Origin of the sequence: Lentzea indica, assembly GCF_012184385.1 — a bacterium.
GTDB classification, from domain to species: domain Bacteria; phylum Actinomycetota; class Actinomycetes; order Mycobacteriales; family Pseudonocardiaceae; genus Lentzea; species Lentzea indica.
Map to the genome: position 1 here is coordinate 1 of NZ_VSRL01000040.1, position 25726 is coordinate 25726.

The 25726-nt window shown below is 68.3% G+C and carries 27 protein-coding genes and 2 pseudogenes; 16 read left to right on the forward strand and 13 right to left on the reverse strand.

The window, feature by feature from the left end:
- Positions 1-566: 566 nt before the first annotated feature.
- From FXN61_RS14005 to FXN61_RS14040, 8 genes and pseudogenes are all read left to right on the forward strand, one after another.
- Positions 567-1678, forward strand: a pseudogene (locus FXN61_RS14005) (pyridoxal phosphate-dependent aminotransferase).
- Positions 1675-2352, forward strand: coding sequence for an SDR family NAD(P)-dependent oxidoreductase (locus FXN61_RS14015; RefSeq protein WP_167973973.1), 678 nt, complete (start codon positions 1675-1677; stop codon positions 2350-2352). Before FXN61_RS14005 ends, FXN61_RS14015 begins: the two are co-directional and overlap by 4 nt.
- Positions 2349-3857 (forward strand): aldehyde dehydrogenase family protein, encoded by a 1509-nt coding sequence (locus FXN61_RS14020; RefSeq protein WP_167973975.1) that lies wholly within the window; start codon positions 2349-2351, stop codon positions 3855-3857. The genes FXN61_RS14015 and FXN61_RS14020 overlap by 4 nt, the downstream gene beginning before the upstream one ends.
- Positions 3858-3879: 22 nt before the next feature.
- On the forward strand, positions 3880-6453 hold the full coding sequence (locus tag FXN61_RS52050) for an ATP-binding protein (RefSeq protein ID WP_312877717.1): 2574 nt from the start codon (positions 3880-3882) through the stop codon (positions 6451-6453).
- Positions 6450-6635: a response regulator transcription factor gene (locus FXN61_RS52055; RefSeq protein WP_281360445.1), complete on the forward strand. Its 186-nt coding sequence runs from the start codon at positions 6450-6452 to the stop codon at positions 6633-6635. The genes FXN61_RS52050 and FXN61_RS52055 overlap by 4 nt, the downstream gene beginning before the upstream one ends.
- A 145-nt stretch (positions 6636-6780) precedes the next feature.
- Positions 6781-7320 carry a sigma-70 family RNA polymerase sigma factor gene (locus tag FXN61_RS14030; protein ID WP_167973977.1) on the forward strand — a complete coding sequence of 180 codons (540 nt, stop codon included), beginning with the start codon at positions 6781-6783 and terminating at the stop codon, positions 7318-7320.
- A 136-nt stretch (positions 7321-7456) separates the two neighbouring features.
- Positions 7457-8128, forward strand: a complete 672-nt coding sequence (locus FXN61_RS14035; protein ID WP_167973979.1) for a response regulator — start codon at positions 7457-7459, stop codon at positions 8126-8128.
- A 141-nt stretch (positions 8129-8269) separates the two neighbouring features.
- Positions 8270-8506 carry a hypothetical protein gene (locus FXN61_RS14040; protein WP_167973981.1) on the forward strand — a complete coding sequence of 79 codons (237 nt, stop codon included), beginning with the start codon at positions 8270-8272 and terminating at the stop codon, positions 8504-8506.
- 84 nt (positions 8507-8590) lie between these two features.
- On the opposite strand, the gene FXN61_RS14045 is transcribed toward FXN61_RS14040, so the two are convergent.
- The gene (locus tag FXN61_RS14045; RefSeq protein WP_167973983.1) at positions 8591-8797 is read right to left on the reverse strand and encodes a hypothetical protein; all 207 of its coding nucleotides are present in this window, start codon (positions 8795-8797) and stop codon (positions 8591-8593) included.
- 762 nt (positions 8798-9559) lie between these two features.
- Between FXN61_RS14045 and FXN61_RS50685 the strand changes: the two genes are divergently transcribed.
- Positions 9560-10303, forward strand: coding sequence for an integrase core domain-containing protein (locus tag FXN61_RS50685; RefSeq protein ID WP_246291465.1), 744 nt, complete (start codon positions 9560-9562; stop codon positions 10301-10303).
- Between the two features lie 72 nt (positions 10304-10375).
- On the opposite strand, the gene FXN61_RS14055 is transcribed toward FXN61_RS50685, so the two are convergent.
- A complete protein-coding gene (locus FXN61_RS14055; protein WP_223165425.1) occupies positions 10376-11425 on the reverse strand; it encodes an MMPL family transporter in 1050 nt (349 codons plus the stop codon).
- Positions 11426-11459: 34 nt separating this feature from the next.
- Between FXN61_RS14055 and FXN61_RS14060 the strand changes: the two genes are divergently transcribed.
- Positions 11460-11924, forward strand: coding sequence for a Clp protease N-terminal domain-containing protein (locus FXN61_RS14060; RefSeq protein ID WP_167974056.1), 465 nt, complete (start codon positions 11460-11462; stop codon positions 11922-11924).
- Here FXN61_RS14060 and priA read toward each other — a convergent pair.
- From priA to FXN61_RS14090, 6 genes are all read right to left on the reverse strand, one after another.
- Positions 11890-12621 carry a bifunctional 1-(5-phosphoribosyl)-5-((5-phosphoribosylamino)methylideneamino)imidazole-4-carboxamide isomerase/phosphoribosylanthranilate isomerase PriA gene (priA, locus tag FXN61_RS14065; protein ID WP_167973985.1) on the reverse strand — a complete coding sequence of 244 codons (732 nt, stop codon included), beginning with the start codon at positions 12619-12621 and terminating at the stop codon, positions 11890-11892. The two genes, FXN61_RS14060 and priA, sit on opposite strands and share 35 nt — an antisense overlap.
- On the reverse strand, positions 12618-14162 hold the full coding sequence (locus FXN61_RS14070) for a hypothetical protein (RefSeq protein WP_167973987.1): 1545 nt from the start codon (positions 14160-14162) through the stop codon (positions 12618-12620). Before FXN61_RS14070 ends, priA begins: the two co-directional genes overlap by 4 nt.
- The gene (gene hisH / locus FXN61_RS14075; protein WP_167973989.1) at positions 14159-14794 is read right to left on the reverse strand and encodes an imidazole glycerol phosphate synthase subunit HisH; all 636 of its coding nucleotides are present in this window, start codon (positions 14792-14794) and stop codon (positions 14159-14161) included. Before hisH ends, FXN61_RS14070 begins: the two co-directional genes overlap by 4 nt.
- Before the next feature lie 10 nt (positions 14795-14804).
- Entirely contained in the window at positions 14805-15617 is an 813-nt protein-coding gene (locus tag FXN61_RS14080) for a hypothetical protein (protein ID WP_167973992.1), read from the reverse strand.
- 164 nt (positions 15618-15781) lie between these two features.
- A complete protein-coding gene (locus tag FXN61_RS14085; protein WP_167973994.1) occupies positions 15782-16675 on the reverse strand; it encodes a transketolase family protein in 894 nt (297 codons plus the stop codon).
- Complete coding sequence (locus FXN61_RS14090; RefSeq protein ID WP_223165426.1) at positions 16675-17337, reverse strand: thiamine pyrophosphate-binding protein; 663 nt, start codon at positions 17335-17337, stop codon at positions 16675-16677. Before FXN61_RS14090 ends, FXN61_RS14085 begins: the two co-directional genes overlap by 1 nt.
- 73 nt (positions 17338-17410) lie before the next feature.
- On the opposite strand from FXN61_RS14090, the gene soxR reads away from it, so the two are divergent.
- The gene (soxR, locus tag FXN61_RS14095; RefSeq protein WP_246291478.1) at positions 17411-17857 is read left to right on the forward strand and encodes a redox-sensitive transcriptional activator SoxR; all 447 of its coding nucleotides are present in this window, start codon (positions 17411-17413) and stop codon (positions 17855-17857) included.
- A gap of 6 nt (positions 17858-17863) precedes the next feature.
- On the opposite strand, the gene FXN61_RS14100 is transcribed toward soxR, so the two are convergent.
- Together FXN61_RS14100 and FXN61_RS14105 are read right to left on the reverse strand one after the other, a co-directional pair.
- On the reverse strand, positions 17864-18682 hold the full coding sequence (locus FXN61_RS14100; protein WP_223165427.1) for an alpha/beta fold hydrolase: 819 nt from the start codon (positions 18680-18682) through the stop codon (positions 17864-17866).
- A gap of 7 nt (positions 18683-18689) precedes the next feature.
- On the reverse strand, positions 18690-19634 hold the full coding sequence (locus FXN61_RS14105) for a DUF998 domain-containing protein (protein WP_167974000.1): 945 nt from the start codon (positions 19632-19634) through the stop codon (positions 18690-18692).
- A 54-nt stretch (positions 19635-19688) separates the two neighbouring features.
- Between FXN61_RS14105 and FXN61_RS14110 the strand changes: the two genes are divergently transcribed.
- On the forward strand, positions 19689-20213 hold the full coding sequence (locus FXN61_RS14110; protein ID WP_167974002.1) for an RNA 2'-phosphotransferase: 525 nt from the start codon (positions 19689-19691) through the stop codon (positions 20211-20213).
- Entirely contained in the window at positions 20210-20812 is a 603-nt protein-coding gene (locus tag FXN61_RS14115; RefSeq protein WP_167974004.1) for a class I SAM-dependent methyltransferase, read from the forward strand. The genes FXN61_RS14110 and FXN61_RS14115 overlap by 4 nt, the downstream gene beginning before the upstream one ends.
- On the opposite strand, the gene FXN61_RS14120 is transcribed toward FXN61_RS14115, so the two are convergent.
- The 3 genes and pseudogenes from FXN61_RS14120 to FXN61_RS14130 all read right to left on the reverse strand — a co-directional run.
- The gene (locus FXN61_RS14120) at positions 20799-23453 is read right to left on the reverse strand and encodes a TIR domain-containing protein (protein ID WP_167974006.1); all 2655 of its coding nucleotides are present in this window, start codon (positions 23451-23453) and stop codon (positions 20799-20801) included. The two genes, FXN61_RS14115 and FXN61_RS14120, sit on opposite strands and share 14 nt — an antisense overlap.
- A gap of 23 nt (positions 23454-23476) precedes the next feature.
- Entirely contained in the window at positions 23477-23632 is a 156-nt protein-coding gene (locus FXN61_RS14125; protein ID WP_167974008.1) for a CG2302 family histidine operon protein, read from the reverse strand.
- A pseudogene (locus FXN61_RS14130) lies at positions 23632-23883 on the reverse strand (imidazoleglycerol-phosphate dehydratase); the annotation flags it as partial. The pseudogene FXN61_RS14130 and the gene FXN61_RS14125, both read right to left, overlap by 1 nt.
- A gap of 137 nt (positions 23884-24020) precedes the next feature.
- Between FXN61_RS14130 and FXN61_RS14135 the strand changes: the two are divergent.
- Genes FXN61_RS14135 through FXN61_RS14145 form a run of 3 tightly spaced genes read left to right on the forward strand, consistent with a single transcriptional unit; the run spans position 24021 to position 25724 of the window.
- On the forward strand, positions 24021-24347 hold the full coding sequence (locus FXN61_RS14135) for a hypothetical protein (protein ID WP_167973967.1): 327 nt from the start codon (positions 24021-24023) through the stop codon (positions 24345-24347).
- A 52-nt stretch (positions 24348-24399) separates the two neighbouring features.
- Complete coding sequence (locus tag FXN61_RS14140) at positions 24400-24891, forward strand: DUF6879 family protein (protein WP_246291467.1); 492 nt, start codon at positions 24400-24402, stop codon at positions 24889-24891.
- Between the two features lie 14 nt (positions 24892-24905).
- Complete coding sequence (locus FXN61_RS14145) at positions 24906-25724, forward strand: helix-turn-helix domain-containing protein (RefSeq protein ID WP_167974012.1); 819 nt, start codon at positions 24906-24908, stop codon at positions 25722-25724.
- Positions 25725-25726 lie beyond the last annotated feature (2 nt).

The following is a 25726-nucleotide window of genomic DNA, read 5'->3' on the forward strand; positions in this document are numbered from 1 at the left end:
TGACCCGCTGATCACAAGAGAGCAGGAACGACCATGTCCACCACGCACGAACTGCTGCGCCGGAGCGTCTCGGACCCGCGACGCCGCGTCCTGCTGACCCGGGGCCACGTTCACGATCATGCCGCGATCGCCTGTGGTGCACGATCACCGCAGATCAGCGGCTAGTGCAGAGTCCTTGCTGCCCCGCAGGTCCTGCAGCACCACGATTACCGGCTGCTGCGGACCCCTCGGCCTGCGCCGCGGCTGCTGTCAACGGTGGCGCAGCGATCGCAGGTGTGATCAACACAGCGACGAGGATCAACGAGTTGGCCGAGCGCTGACTCAGGGGCATCCGCTCCACATCCGGTGCGGTGTCAGAGGAACCCGAGCGCGACGGCTCGTTTGGGCCTACTCGGCCTGTCCGTGCCCGTCCGCGCGGTGTGGGTGTGGAACCATCGGCCATTCTGGGTGGGCCGTTGGATGCCAGTGCTGGATTCGATCAGGCCGGGAACACAACTCTTCACCCCATGTCAAAAGTGTTGTCCAGTCGAACATCGCATTTCTTCCTGCCGAAGCAGTGGGCGTCGATGCGCCGCGCCGAGCATCTGGAGCGCGAAACCGGCAGGCATGTCATCCACCTGGAGAAGGGAGACTTCCAGGGAGAGGAGTTCCGGCCGGCGCCGCACATCCTGGAAGCGTGCGCGAAGGCGTTGCGCGACGGTCACGTGCGGTACGTGCCCGGTCCGGGACTGCCGGAGCTGCGCGACGCCATCGCCGAGGAGGTCACGGGCCGGGGCAGGCCGACCAGGAGAGAAGAGGTCCTGGTCACGATGGGCGCGAAGCACGCGTTGGCGCAGAGCCTGCTCACGCTCGTCGACCAGGGCGACGAGGTGATCTTCTCGAACCCCGGCTACCCGCCGGACGAGTTCTGGATCACCTACGCCGGTGGGGTGGTGAGGTACGCGCCGCTGCTGGAGCCGGACTTCCGGTTCGACCTCGACGCGCTCGCGAGGCTGATGACGGCGAAGACGAAGCTGCTGATCATCAACACGCCGCAGCGGCCGAACGGCATGGTCGTCGGGGAGCTGGAAAAGATCGCCGCTTTGTGCATGGAACGCGACGTGATGGTGATCTCCGATGAGATCTTCAGCCACATGGTGTACCCGCCCGCCGTGCACAGGACGATCGCCGCGGTGGACGGCATGGCGAAACGGGCCGTGCTGGTCGACACGTTCAGCAAGACCTACATCATGACCGGATTCCGGATCGGCTGGTGCGTCGCCAACGCCGACCTGATCAAGACCATGGACATCTTCCAGCAGAACTCGGTCACGAACGTGCCGGCGTTCGTGCAGATGGCCGCGCTCGCCGCGTTGACGGGGCCCCAGGACCATGTGCTCGCCACGCGCGCACGGCTGCGGCCAAGCGGGACAAGGTGGTCGCGGCGCTCAACGCGTTGCCCGGCGTCACGTGCCCGACGCCGGAAGGATCGTTCTACGTGTTCCCCGACATCCGCGGCACCGGCATGACCGCCCAGCAGTTCACCGACCACCTGATCGACCACTACTCGGTGGGCGTCGTGGCGGGAACGGCGTTTGGCAGTCTCGGTGAAGGACACGTGCGGATCACCTACGCGCTGCCGGACGACCTGCTCGGCGCAGGGTTGGAGCGGATCAGCCGGGCAGTGAACGACCTGTGACCTTCGGCGGTAAAACCGTGCTCGTGACCGGTGCGGGCGGCGGCATCGGTGCCGAGTACGTCAGCGCCTTCACCGCGCACGGGGCGGCCGTCGTGGCACTGGACCTGCCGGAGTTCGACGTCACCTCCGAACGGGACTGGCAGCTGGCGGTGACGAAAGCGGGCTCGGTGGACGTGCTGGTCAACAACGCCGCGGTGTACGGCGACATCGGGCGCAAGCGGCCGTTGACCGAACTCACCGTCTCCGACTGGGACCGGGTGCTGACGGTCAACGTGCGCGGCACCTGGCAGGGCATCAAGGCCGTGGTGCCCGCGCTCACCGAGGGCGGCAGCATCGTCAACATCTCGTCGGTGGCGGGCCGGATCGGCGCACCGGGCTTCGCGCATTACGTCGCCTCGAAGAGCGCGATCGAAGGGCTGACGCGCGCGGCGGCGCGGGAGCTCGGTCCGCTGGGGATCCGGGTGAACACCGTCGCACCGGGGTTGGTCAGCACTGACGCCACCCGCGGCTTGAACACCCCCGACTACATCGCGGCGGCAGCGCGGGGCCGGTCGCTGCGACGCGAGATGACACCGCACGACCTGGTGGGCGCGGTGTTGTGGCTGGCCTCGCCAGCCTCGGCGTTCGTCACCGGACAGACCCTGATCGTCGACGGCGGGCAGGTGTTCACGTGACCGTGCGGCCGATCAACCCAACCACACTCGAACCACTCGAGACCGTTGAGTCCACGACGATCGAGCAGCTGGACGTGGCGGCGTCCCGTGCCGAGGCCGCACTCGCGGGAGCGTGGCCGGTCGACGCCAGGCGACGCGCGCGAGTGCTGCTCGACTGGGCGCCCGCGCTCGAGGCACACACCGCCGAGATCGTGCACGCGCTGGTCACCGAGACCGGCAAGCCGATCACGGAGGCACGTGTCGAAGTGCGCGCGTCCGTGGACGCCCTGCGCTACAACGCGGGCCTCGCCGCACACCTCGGCGGCCACGCGGGCACGCTGCCGGACGGGACGGTGTCGCACCTGGTGCGCGAACCCGTCGGGGTGACGACCTTCATCGTGCCGTGGAACTGGCCCGTGCTCCTGCTGTTGCGTGACCTCGCTCCCGCGTTCGCCGCCGGGGTGACCGCGTTGGTCAAGCCCGCGCCGCAGACGACACTCGTCACCGACTTGGTGCTGTCGCTGGGTTTCCAGGCCGGATTGCCCACTGACGTCGCCCACCTGATCGTCGGGCACGCCGACGTGGGACAGGTCGCGGTCGAGCATCCGCTCGTGCGTGCCGTGGCGTTCACCGGCTCCTCGACGACCGGAGCGGAGATCCTGCGGGCGTGCGCGACGGGCTTCAAGCGGCCGCTGCTGGAGATGGGCGGCAAGGGCGCGGTGGTCATCTGCGCGGATGCCGATGTCGACCTCGCCGTGAGCGCGGCGGTCCAGGCCGCGGTGGTCACGTCGGGCCAGATGTGCATGGCGTGCACCAGAATTCTCGTCGACCGATCGCTGTACCAGCCGGTGCTGGCGAAGGTGCGGGCGGAACTGGAGACCTTGCGGGTCGGCGACCCCGCCGACCCGCGCACCCGGCTCGGGCCACTCATCTCCCCGGCCGAGGGCGAACGCGTCGAGCGATATCTCGGCAGGTCGTGTCGTCTGCCCGGATTCGCCGGCTATTTCATGCGCCCGGTAGTGGTGACCGATGTGGATGTCGGCTCGCCGATCGTGCAGGAGGAGTTGTTCGGCCCGGTCGTGACCGTCGAGCCGTTCATCGACGAGGCGGACGCGGTGCGGCTGGCGAACGCGACGCCGTTCGGTCTGGCGACCGGTGTCTGGACCCGCGACATCGGCCGCGCGTGGCGACTGGCACGGGCGATCCAGGCGGGCACGGTCTGGGTGAACGGCTACAACCACTCCTATCCCGAGGTGCCCAGCGGTGGGTTCAAGTCGTCCGGACTGGGGCGCACCCGTGGCGTGGCCGGGGTGGAGCAGTTCACCGAGCTGAAGCACGTGCACTTCTCCGTGGGGCCACAGGCCAACCGACAGGGAATGGGGTACACACCCGTACCCCTCCTTCGCGATGATCGTCCAGAATGGACAGAACTGGTGGCATGGCGGCCGAGAGGACTAGCATTGCCATCGGAATGGTCGTGCTGTTCCGGACTCACGTCTCGAGGGTGGTGCACGAACGTCCGATAACGAACCTCCGCCAGGTCCGCTGATCGGCCGCGATCACGAGATCGGCCGGTTGCGCGGTCTGCTGGCCGCGCTGAAGACAGGCCGCGGAAGTGTCGTGTGGATCGAAGGCGAGCCCGGCGTGGGGAAGTCCGCGCTGATCGCCGCGGTGCTCACGGAGGCCGCCGAGGCCGGCTGCCGGACAGCCCTCGCGGTCGGCGACCAGCTCGTCCAGGGTCTTCCGGTGCGTGCGCTGCTCGACGGTCTCGACCGTGCCGGCGACGTGGCGGAGCTGGACCCGGACGCCGGTGCCGGGACGGCGGTGGGCGGCGATCCGGTTCCCGTCGCGGTGGAGCGGTTGCTGTCGCTGGTGGATCGCTGGTGTGCGCGGGCACCGGTCGTGCTGGCTTTCGACGACCTGCAGTGGGCTGACGAGGCGAGCCTCCTCGCCTGGCGTCAACTCGGCGAGATCGCGGATCAAAACCAGCTGTTGCTCGTCAGCGCCTGCCGGCCGGTGCCGGTGCGGCCGGTGATCGCACGTCTGCGCAGAACCACGTTGCAGCGTCGTGCCGCGCACCTGCCTTTGGGACCGCTCGACCCCACCGCGGTCGTTGCCCTGACCGCGCTGCTGACCGGAGGCCAGCCGGGGCCGAGACTGCGCGCGGTCGCGACGCAGGCCGGCGGAAATCCGCTGTACGTTCGCGAGCTGGTCGACGCCGTGCTGCGGGACGGGCTGCTGCGGATCGCCCGTGGAAGCGCGGAACTGGTGCCCGACGGCGAGTTCGCCGGGGTGTCACCGGCCGGCGCGATCACCGCCCGGATGGACTTTCTCACCCCTGAGGCGACGAACACCCTCCGGATTGCCGCGGTGCTCGGTCACGACTTCTCCGTGTCGGACCTCGCCACCGTCACCGGACGACAGGCCAGTGAGCTGTTGCCGGTGGTGGACGAAGCGATAGCGGCGGGCGTACTGGCCGAGGACGACGACCGGCTGGTCTTCCGTCACGGTCTGATCCGCACCGCCCTGTACGAGGCCGCGCCCGTCAGCGCTCGGCTGGCGATGCACCGGCAGGCGGCGCAGGCGCTCGCGGAGGCGGGGCTGCCCGTCGACCGCGTGGCGGGCCACCTGCTGTTGTCACCGGAGTCCTTCGACGGGTGGGTCCTGGACTGGCTGGTCGATCACGCGGTCGAACTCGCCCACCGCGTGCCGCAGGCCGCCGCGGAGCTGTTGCACGTCGCCGTCGAAAGGTGCGGCGGTGAACCCCGGCAGGCCAAGTTGCTGCACGGGCTGGCCACCACGCTGCTGTTGCTGAACCAGTTGCACGACGCCGAACGGGTCGCCAGGCAAGCTCTTGCGCAGGCCGCGGAACCCGAGGCGATGGCGGAAATCGCGTGGGTTCTCGGCCGGACACTCGCCCGGCTGCGCCGCCACACCGAAGCGTTGCTGGCCTGCGAGCAGGTCGCGGCACAACCCCGGATACCGGCGGTGTGGCGGGCCAGGCTGGATGCGTGCCGCGCCTACGCGCTGGCGATCTCGGAACATGGCGTGGCGGCGAAAGCGGCGGCCGAGCGAGCCCTGACGGAGGGCCAGCGACTGGCCGACGGGACGACCATCGGGTACGCCGCGCTGTCGTTGTACATGCTGCTCGACTACGCGAGCGGCCTCGTGTGTGTGGAGCACGCACTCGCCGACATCGGTGAGGCGCCGGAGACGATGGATCTGCGCGTGCCGCTCTTGGTGAACCGCAGCACGTGTCTCGACGAACTTGGCCGTCACGACGAAGCCGAGGTGGTCTTGGGAGAAGCGCTGGCGCTGGCTCAGCGACGGGTCACCTGGCGGTTGGCGACCGTGCGTTGTGCGGCTGGCTGGCAGTCTCTCGACATCGGCCGCTGGGACGACGCGAAGGCGGAGTTCGAGTCGCTGGCCGAGGAACTCGACGAGTACGTGCGCTGGGTGCTTATCGGTGGCTTGGCGTTCATCGCCTGCCACCGCGACGAGAAGGCTCTCACGGTGGAACTGCTGGCCGCCGCGGACCGCATGCCCCAGCCGACCGGCTACCTGCTCGGAGTCACCAGCCACCTGCGGATGGCACGTGCGGTCGACGCCGAACAACGCCGCGACATCGCGCAGGCCGCGAAGATCTTCAGCGGGACGGTCGGCATCGACGACGGTGTCCGTTACTACGACAGGCATCTCTGGTTGCCCGATGTCGTCCGGCTCGCCCTCGCGAGCGGCGATGCCGATCTCGCACACGCTGCGGTAGCGGCCGCCGAGGCCGATGTCGCCGCGGAGCCGCTGCCGAAGCGGCACCTGGCCGCCCGCCGGGCCAGAGCCGTGCTCGACGGCGACATCGCGCGCCTGATCGAGGTGGCCGACGACTACCGCGTCGCGGGACGACCGCTCGAGCTGGGCCAGGCGTGCGAGGAGGCAGCGGTCCTGCTGGCCAGGGCGGGAGAGCGGGCATTGGCTCGTGCCCGGTTGACCGACGCGGTGTCGGCCTACCTCGAACTCGGTGCCGCGTGGGATGTTCGCCGTGCCGACGGTCGGCTGAGACAGCAGGGAGTGCGGCGCGGCCGCGGGCGATCCGGCGTCGCCCCGCAACCGGGTGGGAGGCGTTGACCCCGACCGAGGAACGAGTCGCCGAGCTCGTGACCGAGGGACTTTCCAACCCGGACATCGCCGCCGAGATGTTCCTGTCCCGGCGCACCGTGCAGACCCACGTGTCCAATGCGCTCGCGAAACTCGGTGTCGCGTCGAGAACCGAGATCGCCCGCGAAGCGGCTCGGCGCAACCCTCGATGAGGCTCGTCCGGGGCGCGAACTGAGACGGCGCGCAACGCAATAACTCGGCGAGGTGGCGGATACGAACATCCTCGGCGTTCACGAAGCTCCAGGTCTACCGACAGCGTGGTCGGCCATCGGTTGGTGTGGCCGTCGAGGAGCGTGGATGTCCGGTTCGTGGTCCCGCGGGCACGAGCGCGTACGGGACGAGGCGTTCATCCGCACGCTCTACCAGGAACACGGCCGCTGGCTCATGGCCTATGCGGCACGCGCTACCGGCGACCGCTGGCTGGCAGAGGACCTGGTGCAGGAGACGTTCCTGCGCGCCTGGCGACATCCGGAGTCGTTCACCGGGAACACCGAGCCACATGGCTGGCTGTACACCGTCCTGCGCAACCTGATCTTCGACCGCGCCCGCTCGCGTGCAGTGCGTCCGGCGGAGATCCCAACGGCCAGTGACTCGCCCTTCACCACGCCGGTGCAGCCGAGCCACGCACAGACCTCAGTGGACTCGATAGTGGTGTACCAAGCGGTGAGCCGGCTGTCCGAAGACCACCGCCGGGTGCTCTACGAGCTCTATTTCCAAGGAAGAACCAGCGCCGAGGCAGCTGCCGTGCTCGGTGTTCCGGAGGGAACGGTCAAGTCCCGAACCCACTCCGCACTGCGTGTTCTCCGCAGGTTGGTCGTCGAGGGGCGGACGGATTGACGGAGCCCCATCCGCTCGCCCGCGTTCGGTGACCGATCAGCGCACGCGACGACCGCTCAGCGCGGAGACCAATCCGGCCGCCGGGTGTCCCCGTTGTTCTGTCCATTCGCAACGCCGAAACCCGGAGCAGGAGAAAGTGGAGCAGGACAACAGAATCACTGTCGGCATCGCTGATGACGAGACCTTGATCCGAGCCGGAGTGCGGGACGTGTTGCAACGCACCGAGGATGTCGTGGTGGTCGGGGAGGCTCGGGACGGCGCTGCTGCCGTTGAACTCGCCAGAAGGTGTCGGCCGCGGGTGCTGCTACTGGACGCGGACGTGCTGGGATTGGACGTGCTTGCGGTCATCCGCCTCGTGCGTCGCGACGTCCCCGTCACCGAGATCATCATGCTGGGCACGTCGGCGACGAGCGACCTGACCGTTCCAGCTTTGCGCGCCGGCGCGGCGGGCTTCCTGCGGAAGAGCTCGCTGCCGGATGATTTCGTCTGCGCGGTGCGGAGTGTCGCCGCCGGTCGTGTAACGCTGTGCCCGGCCGCCACGCGCGATCTGATCGATCAACTGCTCGCGACCGGGACGGAACCGCCGCAACGCGCGTGCGACCGGGTAGGCACGCTCACCGAACGCGAACGTGAAGTGTTGATCCACGTCGCCCATGGCATGTCCAACGCCGCTATCGCCCGCGCCCTTTGGCTGAGCCAGAGCTCCGTCAAGGCCCACGTCAGCCGTATTCTCATCAAACTTCGCTGCGACAGCCGTCTCCTTGCCGCGCTGATGGCATACGACGCCGGACTGATCAATCGCCCGTGAGGCTCGTCCGCGCCTTCCGCGGCAATGGTGCCCGCCAGGGCGTCCAGGCTCATCACGGGCCAGGACATCGGTGGGATTGATGTTCTTCCGGTGTCCGATCTGGATGGTGGTGCGCTGCACAGGCCGAATGCGGGAGGCCGAGTGAGGCAGTCAGCGAGCGCGGTCGACTTCGCGCCGGCGTCCGACACCGGGCCTGGCGGCAGCGTCGAGGTGTTCGGTGCCGAGGCGCAGGCGAAGGCCCGCGCGGAGTTCATCCAGGCGGCAGGTAGCAAGATTTCGGTGCTCGCGGAGTACGACTACGTCAAGGGCGGCGTAGTGGTGCGTGTCCAAGCAGCTGACCCGGGACGTGACCAAGGAGTACGAGACCGCGCTCACTGAGGTCCTCGGCTGACAACGCCGTTCGCGCAACGGCCTGCCGAACGACAAGAAGTCCTGCCCACCGGCGAACCGATGAGCAGGCCTTCACCATCCACGAGGTAGCGACAGCACTTGGTCGCCGTGCAGGACCACCTGCGGTGCCTTCGACTCGGCGGCATGGCCACCTTGGCTGCGCAGCATCACGAGGAACATGTCGGACAGTTCGCGGTAGACCTGTACGTCGCCGTCGTCCGGTTGTGGAATGCCGCTGAGGTTCTGAGCGAGTTGGATCTTCTCGGCGTCACTTCGCATCGGGATCACCCGCTGATTGCCGATAGAGGTTCGCGAGCAGTGACGTCACGACGTCGACAGGGTGGATGTGGAGTGTGTCTGCGCGCGCCGAGGCCACAAGTACGACACGGTCACCTGAACGAAGTCCGAGCAATTTCCGGTTTGCCGCTGGAACGAAGACGTTGCCGCGTGAGTCGATACGGAATCTGCCCGCACGGGAGCGGTACAACTGGGCGCCGTGACGAGCTTGATGGACGTCGTGGCGGTCGCCAGGCCGCCAGCCCAACGCGGTGAACAGGGCGTGATCGCCGACCCGGCCAGAGTGATCGAGTCTTGAGACGGCCATCTGCAGGCGGCAGTGCTCGGTGCTTAGCCTGAGGGGTGCCAGAACTCTGCACTCACCAGCTGAACTGCGGTGATGGGTGTGTGCTGTCGCCTGACGGCATGATCGTGAATGTGGCGCTGCGACTGTTGTACTTCGTCTTCGTTCGGCTTGTCGGTTGGCTGGTTCTGCTCGGCCGGTCGTCGGCGGTCAAAGACGTGGAGTTGCTCGTTCTGCGGCACGAGGTCGCCGTGTTGCGCCGTACCCATGGTCGCCCGCGGTTGGATTGGGCTGATCGTGCGGTGCTGACCGCGTTGGTGCGGCGCCTACCGAACTGGTTGCGGGATCATCGCTTGGTGACGCCGGGCACCGTGCTGCGGTGGCATCGGCGCCTAGTGGCGAAGAAGTGGACCTACCCGAACCGGACCGGACGCCGTCCGGTCGACGGCACCGTCGTGGCGTTGATCGAGCGGATGGCGCGGGAGAATGCCGGCTGGGGTTACCGCCGTATCCAAGGTGAGTTGCTTAAGCTCGGCCACCGGGTAGCCGCGTCGACCGTCCGTCGTGTGCGCAGGCGTCTGCGGATACCGCCCTCGCCGACTCGGGACACCGACACGTCGTGGCAGCGGTTTCTGCGTGCTCAAGCGGTGAGCATGCTGGCGTGCGACTTCTTCCACGTCGACTGCGCGGTCACTTTGAAGCGGGTGTACGTGTTCTTCGTGATTGAGGTCGGCACCCGCTATGTCCACATCCTCGGCACCACGACGAACCCCGACGGGCTGTGGACTACCCAGCAGGCTCGCAACTTCCTTATGAGGCTCGATGATCGGGCCAGCGACTTTCGATTCCTGGTTCGTGACCGGGCTGGCCAGTTCGCGGCGTCGTTCGATGCCGTTCTCGCTGACGCCGGGATCGACGTCGTGAAGATCCCGCCGCGGTGTCCGCGAGCCAACTGCTATGCCGAACGGTTCGTCGGCACCGTCAGACGAGAGCTCACTGACCGGCTGCTCGTCATCAACGAGCATCACCTGAAGTCGGTACTGAACCGCTATCTGTCCCAGTACAACCACTGTCGGCCACACAGAGCGCGCCACCACACGCCACCGCGATCAGACCACCCGATCCCAGAGCCGGGCTGCAAGTCCATACGGCGCCGGCCAGTCCTAGGCGGCTTGATCAACGGGTACGAACCTGCAGCAGCCTGAAGCGCACGTCAGACCGTTGGGCGTAGTTTTGGCACCCCACAGGTTCTCGCAGGCCGTCATGGCGGTGATGCTTCAGACGCCCGCGCTCTCAGCCACCTTCGAACGCCGGCGGCCCGGCGTCCACCAGTTGAGGTCGCCGAGCACCGCCATCGTGGCCGGGACGAGCAGGCAGCGGACGACCGTCGCGTCCACGGCGATCGCGACCGCTAGGCCGACGCCGAACATCTTGATCGTCGGGTCGTTGTTGGGCACGAACGCGAGGAAGACCCCGATCATGATCGCCGCCGCCGCGGTGATCACCCGGCCGGTGCCGATCAGTCCCTCGCGGACCGAGCGCAGGTTGTCCCCCGTCGAGTTCCAGCGTCGTTGGACGTCGCTCAGCAGGAACACCTCGTAGTCCATCGACAGGCCGAACAACAGCGCGAAGAGCATGAGCGGCACGAAGCTCGGAATCGGCACCGGACCGGAGAGGCCGATCCACGTCACACCCCATCCCCAGGTGAACACCGCCGTCAGCGCACCGTAGGCCGCGCCGATGGAGAGGAGGTCCATCACCGCCGCCTTGATGGCCAGCAGCGGCGCCCGGAAGGACAGCAGCAGCACCGCGACCGACAACAGCAGTACGACACCGATGACGAGCGGCAGCTTGTCGGTGACCCGTTCGGCGAGGTCCGCCCTGGCGGCCGTGTTACCGCCGACGTGCACGGTCATGCCCGGCACGGACTGGCTCCGCAGGCGATGGACGAGGTCCGCCGTCGCCGGGTCGCCGCCCGAGGTCGAGGCGATCACCTGGACCGTGACGACCCGCCCGTCCTCCTCCGACGGGGTAGCCGGCCCGACGGCGGCCACTCCCGGCTGGACTCGCACCATCGCCACGAGCGGGGACACGCGGGGATCGCCGGCATCGGCGACCGGCTCCGGCAACCGGCCGAGCACGGTGAGCGGCGTACCGGCGCCGGGACCGAACGCCGCCGAGACGGCGTCGTTCGCCTGACGGACGGCGGTGACCTCCGGCGAGGATCCGGCGTCGAGCTGACCGAGTCGCAGATCGGCGGCCGGTGCGGCGAGCAGTGCCAGCAGCACGACCGCGAACCCGCCTGCCAGCCAGGGCTTTCGCGTCACGCGGTCAGCCTGGCGTGCCCAGAAGCCGCCGGAGCTGTCCAAACCGTCGACGGAGCGCTACACCCAGCGCTCACGCCGGGTGATCGCGCTGGCCCGGCACCACGCGCGGTTCAGCGAGCGGATCGGCACCGAGCACCTGCTGCTCGGTTTGCTCGACGAGTCGGGCGGGCTGGCGGCCAAGACCATCGCGAAGCTCGAGTCCGGCGACGGCAGCACGCGCATCGCCGTGCTGAACCGGCTCGACAACGTGCCCAAGCAGCGGCCGGAGAAGCAGCCCTACTCGACGCACTGCAAGAAGTCCCTCGAACTGGCCGTCCGCGAGGCACTGCGGATGGGGCACATGTTCATCGGCACCGAGCACATCCTGCTCGGCGTGCTGCTCGAAGAAGACGGGACCGCGGCCGACGTGCTGCACAACACCGGTGTCACGCACGCGGCCGCGGCCGCTCACATCGAGAAAGTGGTCAACGGACCGCAGCAAGTGCTTCCGGGAGCGTGAAAGCACCGGCGTACAGGGCCTTGCCGATGATCGTGCCTTCGACGCCGTCGCGTGACAGCTTCGACAGCGCGACGAGGTCGTCCACACTGGACACGCCGCCGGACGCGATCACCGGGGCGTCGGTGCGGGCGCAGACCTCGCTCAGGAGCTCCAGGTTCGGGCCCTTCAACGTGCCGTCCTTGGACACGTCCGTCACGACGTAGCGCGAGCAGCCGTCGCGGTCGAGCCGGTCGAGGACCTCCCAGAGGTCGCCGCCGTCCGACGTCCAGCCGCGGCCCTTGACCCGGTGGCCCAGCTCCGTGATGCGGACGTCCAGGCCCACCGCGATCTTCTCGCCGTGGGCGGCGATGGCCTTCGCGCACCACTCCGGGTCTTCCAGGGCGGCCGTGCCCAGGTTCACGCGGGCGCAGCCGGTGGCCAGGGCGGCCTCCAGCGACGCGTCGTCGCGAATGCCACCGGACAGCTCGACCTTGACGTCCAGCTCGCCGATGACGCGGGCCAGCAGCTCGCGGTTCGAGCCGCGGCCGAACGCCGCGTCGAGGTCGACGAGATGGATCCACTCCGCTCCGTCGCGCTGCCACTGCAACGCCGCGTCCAGCGGCTCGCCGTAGTTCGTCTCGGTACCGGCTTCGCCCTGCACGAGCCGGACGGCACGACCGTCGGCCACGTCAACAGCGGGGAGGAGTGTGAACGTCACCCGCTCAGCCTAGCGTCCCCCAGCACGAGCGCGGCCACGCGCTCCTGGGCGTCGGTGGCCCGCGGGAACTTCGACGGAACCGGCGTGCCGGGACCCGTCGCGGCAGGTCCGACGCCCGTCCACGGACCGAAGACCATGATTCCGGCGAAGGCGGGGTGCTGCTGCGCCAGTGCCATGTACAGGTACTGGGTGCTTTCGAGGTCCGCGTCCGTCCTGTCCGCGCACCCCGACTGCGGCGCGGCTTCCGGCAGCAGGAAGAGCTCCTTGCCCGCGGCGCGCTCTTCGAGCTTGGTCATGCGGGCCTCGAGGTCGTCGTAGCCGATGCAGTACTCGTCGAAGCCGACCCAGTCGACGGCGGCGGGCACTGTGAAGCTGTCGTCGATCTTGATGCCGGCCTCGATCAGCATGACCTTCTTGTCCGGGAACGTGTTCTTGATCTGCTGGGCCGAGAACTCGACGTCCGCGAAGCTCGCGCCGCGGTGGAACGGCTCGTCCTGCAGCACGAACCCGGCGACGCGGTCGAGGTACGGGCGCACCTTGTCGGCGAGAACCTGCCAGCGCGCGGCGGCGTTCGGGTACAGCGGGCACCCGGCCGCGTCGCAGTCGAAGAACTCGTTGCCCGTGTGGACGACGCAGCCCGCCGGTGCGCAGTCGTTCAGCACCTCGGGACGGTAGGCGTCGACGTCGCTGATCTGGACCCAGTTGAGGTTGCTGCGGCCACGGACCTCCGGCAGGTGGTTGCCGCCGGCCTTGGTGAGCCGCGCCCCGAAGTAGCCGTAGTAGCGCAGGTTCGATCCCGGCCGCTTGCGCAGGTCGTCCGAGTTCAGCTGCTCGATGCGAAGATCGTCGACGAGGCTGACGGTCCTGTCGTTGTCGGAGTAGCGGCCGAGGTAGACCCACAGCCTCTCCGTCGGCACCGGCGTGCCCAGCGTGATCGCCTTGTGCTTGCCGTTGACCGTCAGGTCGAGCTGGGCACCGGAGAGCGCGAGCTTGACGTCGAACGAGCCGTCGTACTTGGCCGTGGCGAACGCCGGCAGCGTGACGGCGGGCTTGCCCGGCTGGAAGATCTGCACGCCTCCGTTGGCGCGCACCAGGAAGCCGAGATCGATGTCCTCATTGGACACATAGCCCCAGCTGTTCGCCGAGCGGGCGAGGGCGATCGACGACCAGTCGCCGGACGTGCGATTGCCCGCGACCGGGGTCAACGTCGCCGAGATCGACGACCCGGTGGACGGCGCGTCGAGCCGCACGGCCGTCGTGCCGAGGTGCATCGACAGCTTGCCGCGGTGGTTCGGGTGGTTGACCTGCGCGAACCACGGACGTGGCACGTCACCGGTGTTCCACTTGCCGGACACCCGGCTGTACGTGACAGCGCCGGTGCCCTGACGCTGCTTGAGGTTGTCGTTCAGGCCGTACGCCGGATCGGCGTCGACGGCGTTGTCGAAGTTGTCGTGGAACGGTGCCGGTGCGGCGAGTGCGCCCCCAGGCACGGCGACGGAGGCAGCCACGATCGCGGCTACCGTCAGCAGTCGTGTGATCACGACAACGTAGTCAACCAGTTCCGCAGCAGGTGCGCTCCGGCATCGCCGGACTTCTCCGGGTGGAACTGGGTCGCCCACAGCGGCCCGTTCTCGACGGCGGCCACGAACTCGTCGCCGGCGTGGTCGGCCCACGTGACCAGCGGCGGCTTGATGTGCTCAGCGGGCTCCAGCTCCCACTTGCGCACGCCGTAGGAGTGCACGAAGTAGAACCGGGTGTCCTTGTCGAGGCCGGCGAAGAGCCGTGAACCCTCGGGCGCGCGGACCGTGTTCCAGCCCATGTGCGGGACGATCGGGGCTTCGAGACGCTCGACCGTGCCGGGCCACTCGCCGCAGCCCTCGGTCAGCACGCCGTGCTCGATGCCGCGTTCGAACAGGATCTGCATGCCCACGCAGATGCCCAGGACCGGCCGCCCACCCGCGAGGCGCTCGCCGATGATGCGGGCACCGCGCACCGAGTTCAGACCCTCCATGCAGGCCGCGTACGCACCGACACCGGGCACGACGAGCCCGTCGGCGTCGCGCGCGGCCTTCGCGTCCGAGGTCACCTCGACATGGGCGCCGACCCGCTGAAGCGCGCGCTCGGCCGAGCGCAGGTTGCCGGAGCCATAGTCAAGTACGACGACACGTGCCACGTTGACCAGGCTAGTCGGTCGGGGCGGCACCCTGCGTCACCGGGATGACCGGCAACACAGCGTTGATCGGTTTCCTGCGCACGAGCTGACGCCTGAGCATGACCATGAGCGTGACCAGCAGCACGATGAGCAGAGCGCCGATGAGGTAGTACACGACGGCCGGGATGTTGAGCAAGACCGTCACCAACGCCGTCAGCACGATCAACGGAAGGAACAGCGCCAGCGGCCACTTCTGCGCGTGTGGCGGCTCGAGCGTCTGCAGCACGATGTCCGCACGGCCCTCTTCGGTGAGCTCGGCGACCTGTGCGACCTCCGGCAGTCCCGCCGCGCGGAAGAAGTCCGGGATCGCCCTGGCGCCGTTCAGGAAGTCGCGAATGCGTTCGAGTGCGGCCTTGCGACCGGCCGCCGGGTGCAGCGCGGTGAGCTTGTCGATGGCGTCGAGCTGCCACTTCTCCTTCTCGCGCAGGTTGATCAGGCCCGCGGTCGAGCGGTCGAAGAGCTGCCCGGCCGGACCTGACTGCTTCGCCTGCGCGGACAGCCGCAGCACCGCCTCGGGCGACCCCCACATGGAGGCGCGGCCGAGCGTCGTGGTGAACAGGTAGAGCAGGGCGGCGTCGTCGTTCCACACGGCCAGCGCGGCACCGCCCGCGATCTTGCGCACCCTGTTCGCCATGTACGCGGCCTCGCTGAGCTTGGTGGCCGGCGGAGGCAGCAGCACCGTGCCGGACTGCACCGGGACGAGCGCCGCGGGGCCCACGTTGCCGCTGTGCATGGCCTTCTGCAGCTCGGCAGCGTTCAACGGGGTCCAGATCAGCATTCTCACGTGCAACATCATTCCTCGTCGGCCGCGCGGGCCGAGGAGGACATGCCAAAAACCTTCCGGGCGGGGAGGCGGCCGCGCGACCCTGCCTCGCGCGGCCGCACCACCCCTAAACGGCGCGAGAAGGCGCGCCGGTCCAGTCATCCCCCATGACTGCGAACATTTCTTCACCCCCTGAAGAAACTCCGCACAGCGCTCCCCAGCCCGACGACGTCGAGGTCGTGCGCCGCATCATGATCTTCGGCAGTGCCGTAGTTGCGGAGCTCTGCGTGTCGTTTGACACCTATAGAACGAACACGGTGCGGGATTTGTTGCAGTGTCTCGGACACAAGATGAGATGAAGTTCCCTCGAGGTACGGCTCCACCACCATGACGTCGGCGTGGTCCGTCTGCTGCACCGCCTTGCGCAGTCCGTCCGAGTCGAACGGTCGGATCGTCGCCGCGTACAACACTGTGACGTCGGCGTTCTCCGAGTCGACCGCCTTGAGCACGCGGTCGAGCATCGGCCCGACAGCGAGCACCACACCGCGTTTTCCATGACGCAGCGCGGTGAATCCCTCACCCACCGGATACGCCTGCGTGTTCTCGTGCAGCGAAAGCCTGACGTAGACCCGATTGTCCTCCTTCAACGCTTGCCGCAGCAGAGGCGTGACCTCGTCCGGATGTCCAGGCACGTGCACAGTCCAGCCGGGAAGCGTGTCGAACAACGCCACGTCGCCTGGTGACTGGTGCGTGCGACCCCACACAGGGTCGTCATAGGACGCACCGATGCTCACGAACACCGCGCCCACGTCCTGATGCCCGATGTCGAGTTTGATCTGCTCGTACGGCCGTTCGACGAGGAACGGCGCGTAGCTGTGCACCACCGGACGCAGCCCCGCCAACGCCAGGCCGCTCGCCACGCCCACCATGGTCTGCTCGCGGATCCCGACGTCCACGACGCGTTCGTTCTCCTGAGGGAAGTTGCTGCTGGAGATCACCGCGGTGACCACCGTGACCCGCGGGTCGTTCTCGATCCCCTCGTTGACCGTCTGGATGAAGGCTTCACGCATCGTCGTCATCAGTAGCTCTTCTCGATCTTGGCGACAACCGCGTACGGACGGTCGTGCGGCGCGGTCAGTGCGGTGAAGATGGCCTCGTGGTCGCGGCCGTCGATCTCGGCGGTCTGCCAGCCCTCGACGGCGAAGCGCCGCGCGATGCCACCGGGCCAGCCGTACATGGCTGACTCGTTGTCGATCACGATCGCGGTCAGGTTCGCGACCTTCAGCCGTGCCGCCACCGCGATCGCCTCGTGGTTGCTGCCCTCGTCCAGCTCCCCGTCGCCGACCAGCACGAACGTGCGCCCGCTGCTCTTGCCGATCCGCTGCCCGATCGCGGTCCCCACCGCGATCGGCAGTCCGTGGCCGAGCGAGCCGCTGCTGATCTCGACGCCGCGCACCAGCATCCGGTCGGGGTGCTGGCCCAGCGGGCTGTCCCACGACGTCCAGTCGTCCAAAATGGACTCTTCGATGAACCCCTTCTCCGCGAGGACCGCGTAGTAGGCCATCGGCCCGTGCCCTTTGGAGAGCAGGAACCGGTCACGGTCTGGATCGTCTGCGGTGGCCGGCGTGACGTTGAGAACGCGGTCGTAGAGGACCCAGAGCACGTCGATCGTGGAGGCAGCGGCCCACTCGTGCTTCTCGTCCCCGGTCATCCTCGCGAAGAGCTCTGGTATCCGTTGCATGGCACCAACTGTTCAACCTCGACCATGCTGGAGGTCAAGCGGTTACCATGATCCGGTGAGCAAGTTGCCGGAAATGCTGACCATCGGCCAGGTCGCCGAACGCAGCGGCGTCCCCCACACGGCCCTGCGCTTCTACGAGGACCGGGGCCTGATCGCCTCCGTTCGCACCGCGGGCAACCAGCGGCGCTACCAACGTTCGGTGCTGCGCCGCCTGGCCTTCATCCGCACCGCGCAACGCGTGGGCCTCACCCTGGAGGACGTCCACGACGCCCTCGCCCAACTGCCCGACAACCGCACGCCCACGAAGTCGGACTGGGAACGCCTCTCCCGCTCGTGGAAAACGGAGCTCGACGCCCGCATCGACGCCCTGTTCCGCCTGCGTGACCGGCTGACCGGCTGCATCGGGTGCGGCTGCCTGTCGTTGCGCAGCTGCGCCCTGCAGAACATCGACGACGAGCAGGCGTCGAACGGGCCAGGCGCTCCCCGCCTCAAGCCGGTCATGGAGGGCGGAACGCTCTGACCCGAGCTAACCCGCCAGGAACTCCCGCACCGCCTCCAGATACCCGTCGGGCTCGTCGACGTGCACCATGTGCCCCGCCTCCTCCAGCACGACGGCGCGGGCCCGTGGGATCAGCTCCAGCGTGGGCTCGACCAGGCCGACCGGAAACGTCATGTCCTGCCGCCCGTGCAACAGGAGCACGGGGATGCCGAGCTCGGCGATCCGCTGTGCGGCATCGGGAAACCGCGGTGACACCAAGGTCCCTGTCTGGAGCTGCCGTACCCACTCGGCGCCGAACCGGATCTCTCCCAGCCTCCGCAGATAGCCGGGCATCGCGGCGGCGCGGTGGACGTTGGCGGGTGCGGCCGCCAACGCTTCTGCCCGAACGCACGCCTCCAGCGACAGGTCCTCGCGCTGCCACGGGTCTTCCTGACGTGCCAGGACCTCGTCCCGCTCCACCCAGCCGGCGAAGGCGTCCGGCGGTAGCGGCAACACGCTGCTGCCCGACACGATCAGGCTGCGCACGCGCGACGGATGACTGATCGCGAACCGCTGCGCCACCATGCCGCCGTACGAGTGTCCCAGCACGTCCGCACGCTCGACGCCGAACGCGTCCAGCACGCGCAGCAGGTCTCGCACCACGCCGTCCGGGTGGTACTCCTCGCCGGGCACGCGCCCCGACCGGCCGCATCCGCGCAGGTCCGGCATCAGCAGCCGGCAGTCCAGCCGCTCGAGCGGGTCGCGCAGGTAGCTGTGGTCCCAGTCGGGGCCGCCGTGGATCACGAGCAGCGTCCGATCGGTGGTTCCCGCCTGCCAGGCCACGAAGATCTCTGGTTCGCCCGGCACGACTCGTTCACGCAACACTCGACGACCGCCGTTCCTGTCGAAGCTTCAGGACGCACCAGAGCAGCAGCACCAGGGCGATGCCGCTGAACACGTAGTCGCCCGCCTCGGTGCCGCCCAGCTCGGGTTTCACCGGGAACGAGCACCACACGTACGTCAGCACGGCACCGGCGGCCAGCGCGAACCGGTGACGCTGGTCCCACCCCTCCCGCCGCGACCAGCGTGTCACCAGCACCACTCCGAGCGCCACGACCACGCACCAGATCGCCACACCGACCCACTCGAACCAGTCGGCGCCGATCAGCGTGACCGAGCCCCAGTACGCGCTGGTCCCCGCCAGCGACAGGAAGCACACCAGCAGTGCCGGAGGCGGCGAGCCGGGCAGCTCACCGGAAGGCCTTATCCGGAACGCCAGCACGACCAGCAGCACGATGACCACGCCCGCGTACGCAAACTGCCACCACTGGGCCATGAAGTGTTCCTCGGAGTAGTTGCCGTAGAACACGAACACCGATCCTGCCAGGAACAGCAGGCCGACCACGACCAGCCCGCGCGCCCGCAGCCACGGGCCGCGTCGTGACAGCGTCTCGACGATGGCGATCGGGACGCAGATGCTCCAGATCGTGTGCAGCGCCAGGATCGACTGCACCACCTCGACGCTCGTGCCGAGGAACGGGACGTACGACGGCCCGGTCAGGTAGTCGTGGCCCGCGTAGGAGTGGTTCCAGATCAGCTGGTCGACCGGGCCCTCCTCGATCAGCGCGTAGGCCGCCGCGAGCAAGAACATCGACGGCCAGCCGCCTGCGCGCCTGCCCAGCTCGCGGACCAGGAGCGCGCCGCTGCCGTACAGCGGGGCGAGGAGCAGCCCGAGGCCCAGTCCCGTGATCGGGATGTTGCCCAGGAGGAACTCGCCGACGAACGGCGCGAGAAAGAACAACCCCAGTACCGGCCACACAGGAACCATCGAACCGCAAAACCACTGGACCCGTTGTGGTTTCCTGAAGGGCAAATGGAAGAAGAACGAATGATCCGCCTCTCGAAGCGGATGTCCAAGGCGCTCCGGCACCAGCCGGGGCGAGTCGGCCTCGCCCTCGACCCGGCCGGCTGGGTACCGGTGGCCGACCTCCTGAACGCCCTCGGCATCTCCGAGACCGACCTGCACGAGGTCGTGGGCAGGAACGACAAGAAGCGCTTCACGATCGACGGCGACCGCATCCGCGCGAACCAGGGCCACAGCGTCGAGGTGGAACTCGGCCTGCCGACCGCGGTCCCGCCGGACGCGCTGTTCCACGGCACTGTCGCGCAGTTCCTCGACGACATCATGCGCGACGGCCTGCGCCCCATGTCGCGCCACGACGTGCACCTCTCCCCCGACCGCGAGACCGCGCGCAGGGTGGGCGCTCGACGCGGCCGGCCGTTGATCCTCACCGTCGACGCGAAGGCGATGCACGAGGACGGCCACGAGTTCCGGCTCAGCGCCAACGGTGTGTGGCTCACCCAGCACGTCCCGGCCCGCTACCTGGGCACCGCGTGAAGCGCAAGGTCGAGGCCGGCTACGACGCCATCGCGGAGCGGTACCTCACGTGGTCCGCGCAGATCGCCGACGACCCGCGCCTGCACTACCTCGCGGAGTTCGACAGCCGGCTGTCCGATCGGGCGAAGGTCCTCGAACTCGGCTGTGGCGCGGGCGTTCCCTGCAGCAAGAAGCTGGCCGAACGCCACGACGTCCTCGGCGTCGACCTGTCACAGCAGCAGCTCGACCTCGCCCGAGTCAACGTGCCGGACGCGCGGTTCGTGAAAGCCGACATGACAAAGCTCGACTTCCCGGACGGCACGTTCGACGGCGTTGCCGCGTTCTACTCGATCCTGCACGTGCCGCGCGCCGAACAGCCCGCGCTCATCGCGAAGATCGCCCGCTGGCTCAAGCCCGGTGGACTGTTCCTGGCCTCGCTCGGCACCGGCACGCCGGACGTCACCGAGACCTGGCTCGGCGTGGAGATGTTCTTCGGCAGCAACACCCCGGGCAAGAACCGGGAACTGCTCGAAGAACACATGGAGATCGTCGTCGACGACCTGGTGACCATGCACGAACCGGACCCTGCCACGTTCCACTGGGTGCTCACCCGCAGGTGAGGTCGGCAGGCGGCTCGGTACCGACGTACCGCCGCCACTCGTCTGCAGTCAGGTCGCGGCCCGCGGAGGCGCAGGCCGCACGCACCCAGTTGTCCGGTGCGAAGTTCCACGAGTACAGCTTGCGGGCGGACACGGCCGTGACGAGGTTCTTGTTGCCGGTGAAGGCCATGCCGATCCGTCCGAACCGGCTTCGCTGGTCGGCCAGCCGCACCTCGCCGACGAGCTCACCCGTCGCCAGGTCGGTCAGCACCAGCACGCGGTCGACGCGCAGCTGTGCCACCAGGGCGGAATCGGGACTGGCTGCGACTCCGGCCAGGTAGCTGGGATCGCGCGGCACCGTCCGGCGCAGCGAGGTGCCGCGGGCGTCCCACACCTCGATGGACTCGTCGCGCTGGACGAGGAGGCTGTCGCCGGCGAACGTCACCGAATCCGCCCTGACCGGCACGTCTCGCACCTCGCCCGACGCGGTGTCGACGACCGCGACGGAATCCGTGCACACGACGGCGACGAGTGCCGCGTCCGGGCTCACCGCGGCGACGTGGCTCTGCGTCGGCGTGTGCTCGCCGCGTATCTCGCGTCCCAAGGGGATGTCACGCACGGAATCGTCCTTCAGCACCTGGACGTCACCGTTCTCGTCCACCACGACGAGCCGGTCGTCCGCTGTCGTTCCCATCCCGATCAGGACGTCCGCGGTCGCCTTCGAGCGCCACTCCCCGACCTGACGCAGGCCGCTGGGATCCCAGATCTCGACCCTGCCCTCCGGCGTCACGCGGAACAGCTTGTCGCCGCTCGCGTTCCAGGCCAGCGGGCCGACCGCCCCGTCGGGACTGACCGTCGCCACCTGGGAGCCGACGGCCAGTTCGTCCAGCACGGACACCGCGACCCGCCCGTTCGACGACGCGAGCCACGGTGCCGCGCACGCGCTGCACACCACCGGAACCCGCGTCGGCAACTCAGAACCGATGCGGGTGTCGCGCGTGAGGTCCCACAGCACCAACCGATCGCGGCTGGCGGACACCAGGTGGTCGTTGTCGCCGAGGAACTCGACGAACGGCGTCTCGGCGTTGCCTTCGAGCCGCGCCCGTTCGCCCGCCGCCGGGCCTTTCACGTCGTGGACGAAGATCGTTCCGGCGGCCGCGACGGCCGTGCGCGTGCCGTCGCCGGTGATGGCCACTGCCACCGGATCGGGCGGGCCAGCTGGCAGCACGGCCTCGTGCGAGTCGTAGTCGAAGGCAGGCTCGGTCGTGCGCCACAGCCGGGTGCCGCCCTCGGTCGAATAGCCGAAGTGCTCGCCGTTGGCCGACAACCCCACCCAGAAGCCGTTGGCGGGCAACATGTAGCCCTTCGCCGACGACGTGACGTCGAGCGTGGCGGGTGACCGGCGGACCCAGTCGGTGTAGCCGATCTCGACGAGCGTCTCGTCGTCGGGCAGCCTCAAGCCGAGCAGGCCGAGAGTCGTGTCTTCCCGCTCGGTCACTCGACCTGATCGTCCATCGTGGACGAGGATTCTCGCTGCTGCCTCCGAGCCCGCGTACACGGCGGTGAACCGGCCCGAAGGCGACACCGCGACGTGCCCGGCCTGGGCGGAATCCTTGCCGATGTCCTGCACAGCACCGGTTTTGGCGTCCCAGCGCAGCCTTCTGTCCTCGGCGTACGCGGCGACCACGCCACCGTCCGCGCTCGTGGCCACCGACGACACCGGGCGCTCGCCGACCTTCTGCTCCGTGCGGCCACCAGCGAGATCCAGCCGCACGACACGTCCGTCCTTGGTTCCCGCGACCGCGATCTTGCCGTCGGCGGAGGCAGCCAGCGCGGACACCTCACCACCGACCTCCAGGTAGCGGTCGAGCTGCGGGCTCGCCGTCACCGCCTTGAACAGCGCGGCCCGCGTCTGCCCGTTCGGCTCGGTCCGGTAAGCCTGCGCCGCGAGCAGCTGGCTCAACGCGAGATCGGTGCCCAGGTTCGCGACTGCGGCCGAGGCGAGACCTCGAGCTGTGGCGGTGCGGGCCTGCGCGACCGCGTCGTTGCGTTGCCCCACCGCGATGAACGCCGCGACCAGCACGCTCACGGTCAGCACCGCCAGCGCTGTCACCGCGCCGCGCGCCAGCCGCACCGTCCGGCGATGCTGGCGGACGTGCTCACCGACGAGGTCGTCCTTCGGCACGCCTCGCACGGCACTCGCGATGTCGGCGACGCACTCACGCAGCCGCGGGTTCGAGTCGTCGACGTGCTCCGCGTCCCGCAGCCACCGCAGGTCGACCCAGCGCGGTTCCTCGCCCAGCGCCTTGCGGACCACGGCAGGGACCGACTGGGAGTACTCGCCGGAGGTCAGCACGACCAGGATCTGCTGGGCGGACCTGTGCTCCAGCCACCACTCGAGCTCGCGGGCGACCCACTTCGACGCGGCGGACTCCGGTGAGGCCATCAGGATCAGCCAGCGCGATCGGCCCAGGGCCGCCTCGATCGACGTCCACAGGCCGGGGTTCGCCGACAGGCTGGCGTCGTCGAGGAAGACCCGCAACGCGCGCAACCGGTACCAGGGCTTGGCGAACCTCTGGACACCGCGCTGCAGCATCGGGGCGAGCGCACCGTCCAGGGCCCGGCTGTACGAGATGAACGCGTCGTACTCAGGCTCGCCCACACCCCGATTCTGACGGTTCGGAGCTAAATGAGCCAGAGCACCGCGCCGCCGACCGCGACGACGAGCAGAACCAGCAGGATGATCGCCATGAACTTGGCGGTCTTCCACGTCGAGTAGACGCCACCGGCCAGAAAACCCGCGAGGGCCAGCAGGCCGATGACGACGACCTCCTTCGGCATCAGAGCACGCCCTTGGTCGACGGGATGCCGCCGACGCGCGGGTCCGGCTCCACGGCCGCACGCAGCGCCCGCGCGATCGCCTTGTACTCGGCCTCCGCGATGTGGTGCGGGTCGCGGCCGTACTCGACGCGCACGTCGACCGACGCGTGCGCGAGGGTCTCGTCCATCGGGATCCAGCAGTCGCCGAAGCGGCGGATGCCCTTCTTGTCCCCCAACGCTTCCCGCAGCGCATCTCGACCTGCCGACGCAGTCCAACGCCGTCGTGCTCCAGGTGCCGGGCCACGTCCGCTGGGGTACTCCGACAATCCGGGTGAACTATGCAAGAACACGTTGACTAGCGGCGACCGCAGGGCCACACTCGCCGCTGAACCAGCGAGAGGGGTTTCGAGTGAAGCTGACTTTCCTGCGCGGCGAGTGCGGCAACGAGCGCACTTGCCCCAACCTCAACGTCACCGACCGCGGCACACTGGTGGTCCAGGGATACGTCGTCACCGACTCCGTTGTGGAGATACCCCTGACGCTCGTTCCGGAAGTTGTTTCACACGAACACCCTGAGGCACATCTGAAGTTGACGGGGCACAGCACCGTCCTGGTTCGCGGACTGCCAGTCACCGACCCGGAAGCACTGCGAATCCTCAACCTGCCGCACGGTGAAGGGGCAGTGGAAGTTCCGCTCAGCGCGTTCCCACCGGAGGTCCAACTCAGTGCTCGATGAGAACGAACTCGGCGCATACATCGATCAGCACTTCACAAGCACACTGTTCCGCATGGAAACTCTCGACCTCTACGACGTGAGCAGCAACGGCGACGACTTCCGCCGCTACCTCGACGGCGAACCCGGTCCCGACATGAGCCGCAAGGGAAAGTGGCTGGACCACATCCGCAACGAGGTCGTCCGCGGGCTGCACACGTATCGCGTGCACGTCGTCCACGGCCCACTGACCGACTACCTGCGCTACGAGTTCGAATGGGACTACGTCCACAACGCGGCGGCCGGCGAACACATCCGCATCCTCGACCTGACCGAACAATCCAGTCCGGAAGGCCTTGTGGCCGATGACTTCTGGTTGATCGGCGAGGATCACGCGGTCGTCATGCACTACGACGACGAAGGCCGGTTTCAGCACGGGAGGATCGTGCCCGAAGGGCAACTCGTCGAGTATCGGCAAGCGCGCGACGCGGCGTGGTCTGCAGCCGTGCCGTTCACGGACTACTGGAGGGAGCATCCGCAATACTGGCGGGACTCGCCAGCCATCTGACGCATAGGAACCCCGTGAAGAACTCGAACCCGCTGTCCGACACGTTGCGTGCGCTGCGCAGCGAATCCGGGCTCTCGGGAGCCGAGGCGGCACGTCGCACCGGACTCAGTCAGTCCAAGGTCAGCCGTGCTGAAACCGGAAGCTTTCTGCCGTCCGAGGACGAGATCCTTGCGTTGTGCCAGGTGTATGGCGCACCTGCAGAAGCCGTTGAAGACCTCGTCCACATGACCCGTGAGTTGCGAGAGGAGACAACGTCCGCCCGAGTTGTGCTGCAGCGGGGCGGATGGTGGATGCAGCAGCGCATCGGCAAGCTCGAAGCGGCCGCGTCGCGCATCCTGTCGTACTCGACCAACACCATGATCGGACTGCTTCAGACGAGGTCGTACGCCGAAGCACTGTTCGGAGGCTCGCTGAGCGACGAGGATCGCGAGCGCACCGTCACCGCACGCCTGCAACGCCAGGAACTGCTGGACTCGGCACGCGAGTTCGTGTGCGTGATGACCGAAGGCGTGCTGCGCTGGAACATGGGCGGAGCAGCTGTCATGGTCGAGCAACTGGATCACCTGATCGATCAGTCTCAGCGACCCAACGTGCGCGTCGGGATCATCCCGTGGACCACTCCGGCATTCGTACCGGCGGGCAATTCATTCACGATGTACGACGCACTTGCCGTCATGCTTGGCACACAGACCGCGACGGCACTCATCACCGACGAAGCCAACATCGCCGAGTACGCGGCTCATTGGGCCGAGATCGAGCCGCTCGTGTCGTGGGGCGACGAGGCCCGCGCCGTCATCGATCGAGTGGCGGCCGACTATCGCGGCCTGCTCTGAAC

Bases quoted from the DNA above. Each gene is read 5' to 3' on its own strand.
- FXN61_RS14030 (WP_167973977.1), top strand. From the start codon at position 6,781: ATGTCCGGTTCGTGGTCCCGCGGGCACGAGCGCGTACGGGACGAGGCG.
- FXN61_RS14045 (WP_167973983.1), bottom strand. From the start codon at position 8,797: ATGCGAAGTGACGCCGAGAAGATCCAACTCGCTCAGAACCTCAGCGGC.
- FXN61_RS14085 (WP_167973994.1), bottom strand. From the start codon at position 16,675: ATGACGACGATGCGTGAAGCCTTCATCCAGACGGTCAACGAGGGGATC.
- FXN61_RS14090 (WP_223165426.1), bottom strand. From the start codon at position 17,337: ATGCAACGGATACCAGAGCTCTTCGCGAGGATGACCGGGGACGAGAAG.
- soxR (WP_246291478.1), top strand. From the start codon at position 17,411: ATGCTGACCATCGGCCAGGTCGCCGAACGCAGCGGCGTCCCCCACACG.
- FXN61_RS14110 (WP_167974002.1), top strand. From the start codon at position 19,689: ATGGAAGAAGAACGAATGATCCGCCTCTCGAAGCGGATGTCCAAGGCG.
- FXN61_RS14125 (WP_167974008.1), bottom strand. From the start codon at position 23,632: ATGCCGAAGGAGGTCGTCGTCATCGGCCTGCTGGCCCTCGCGGGTTTT.
- FXN61_RS14140 (WP_246291467.1), top strand. From the start codon at position 24,400: ATGGAAACTCTCGACCTCTACGACGTGAGCAGCAACGGCGACGACTTC.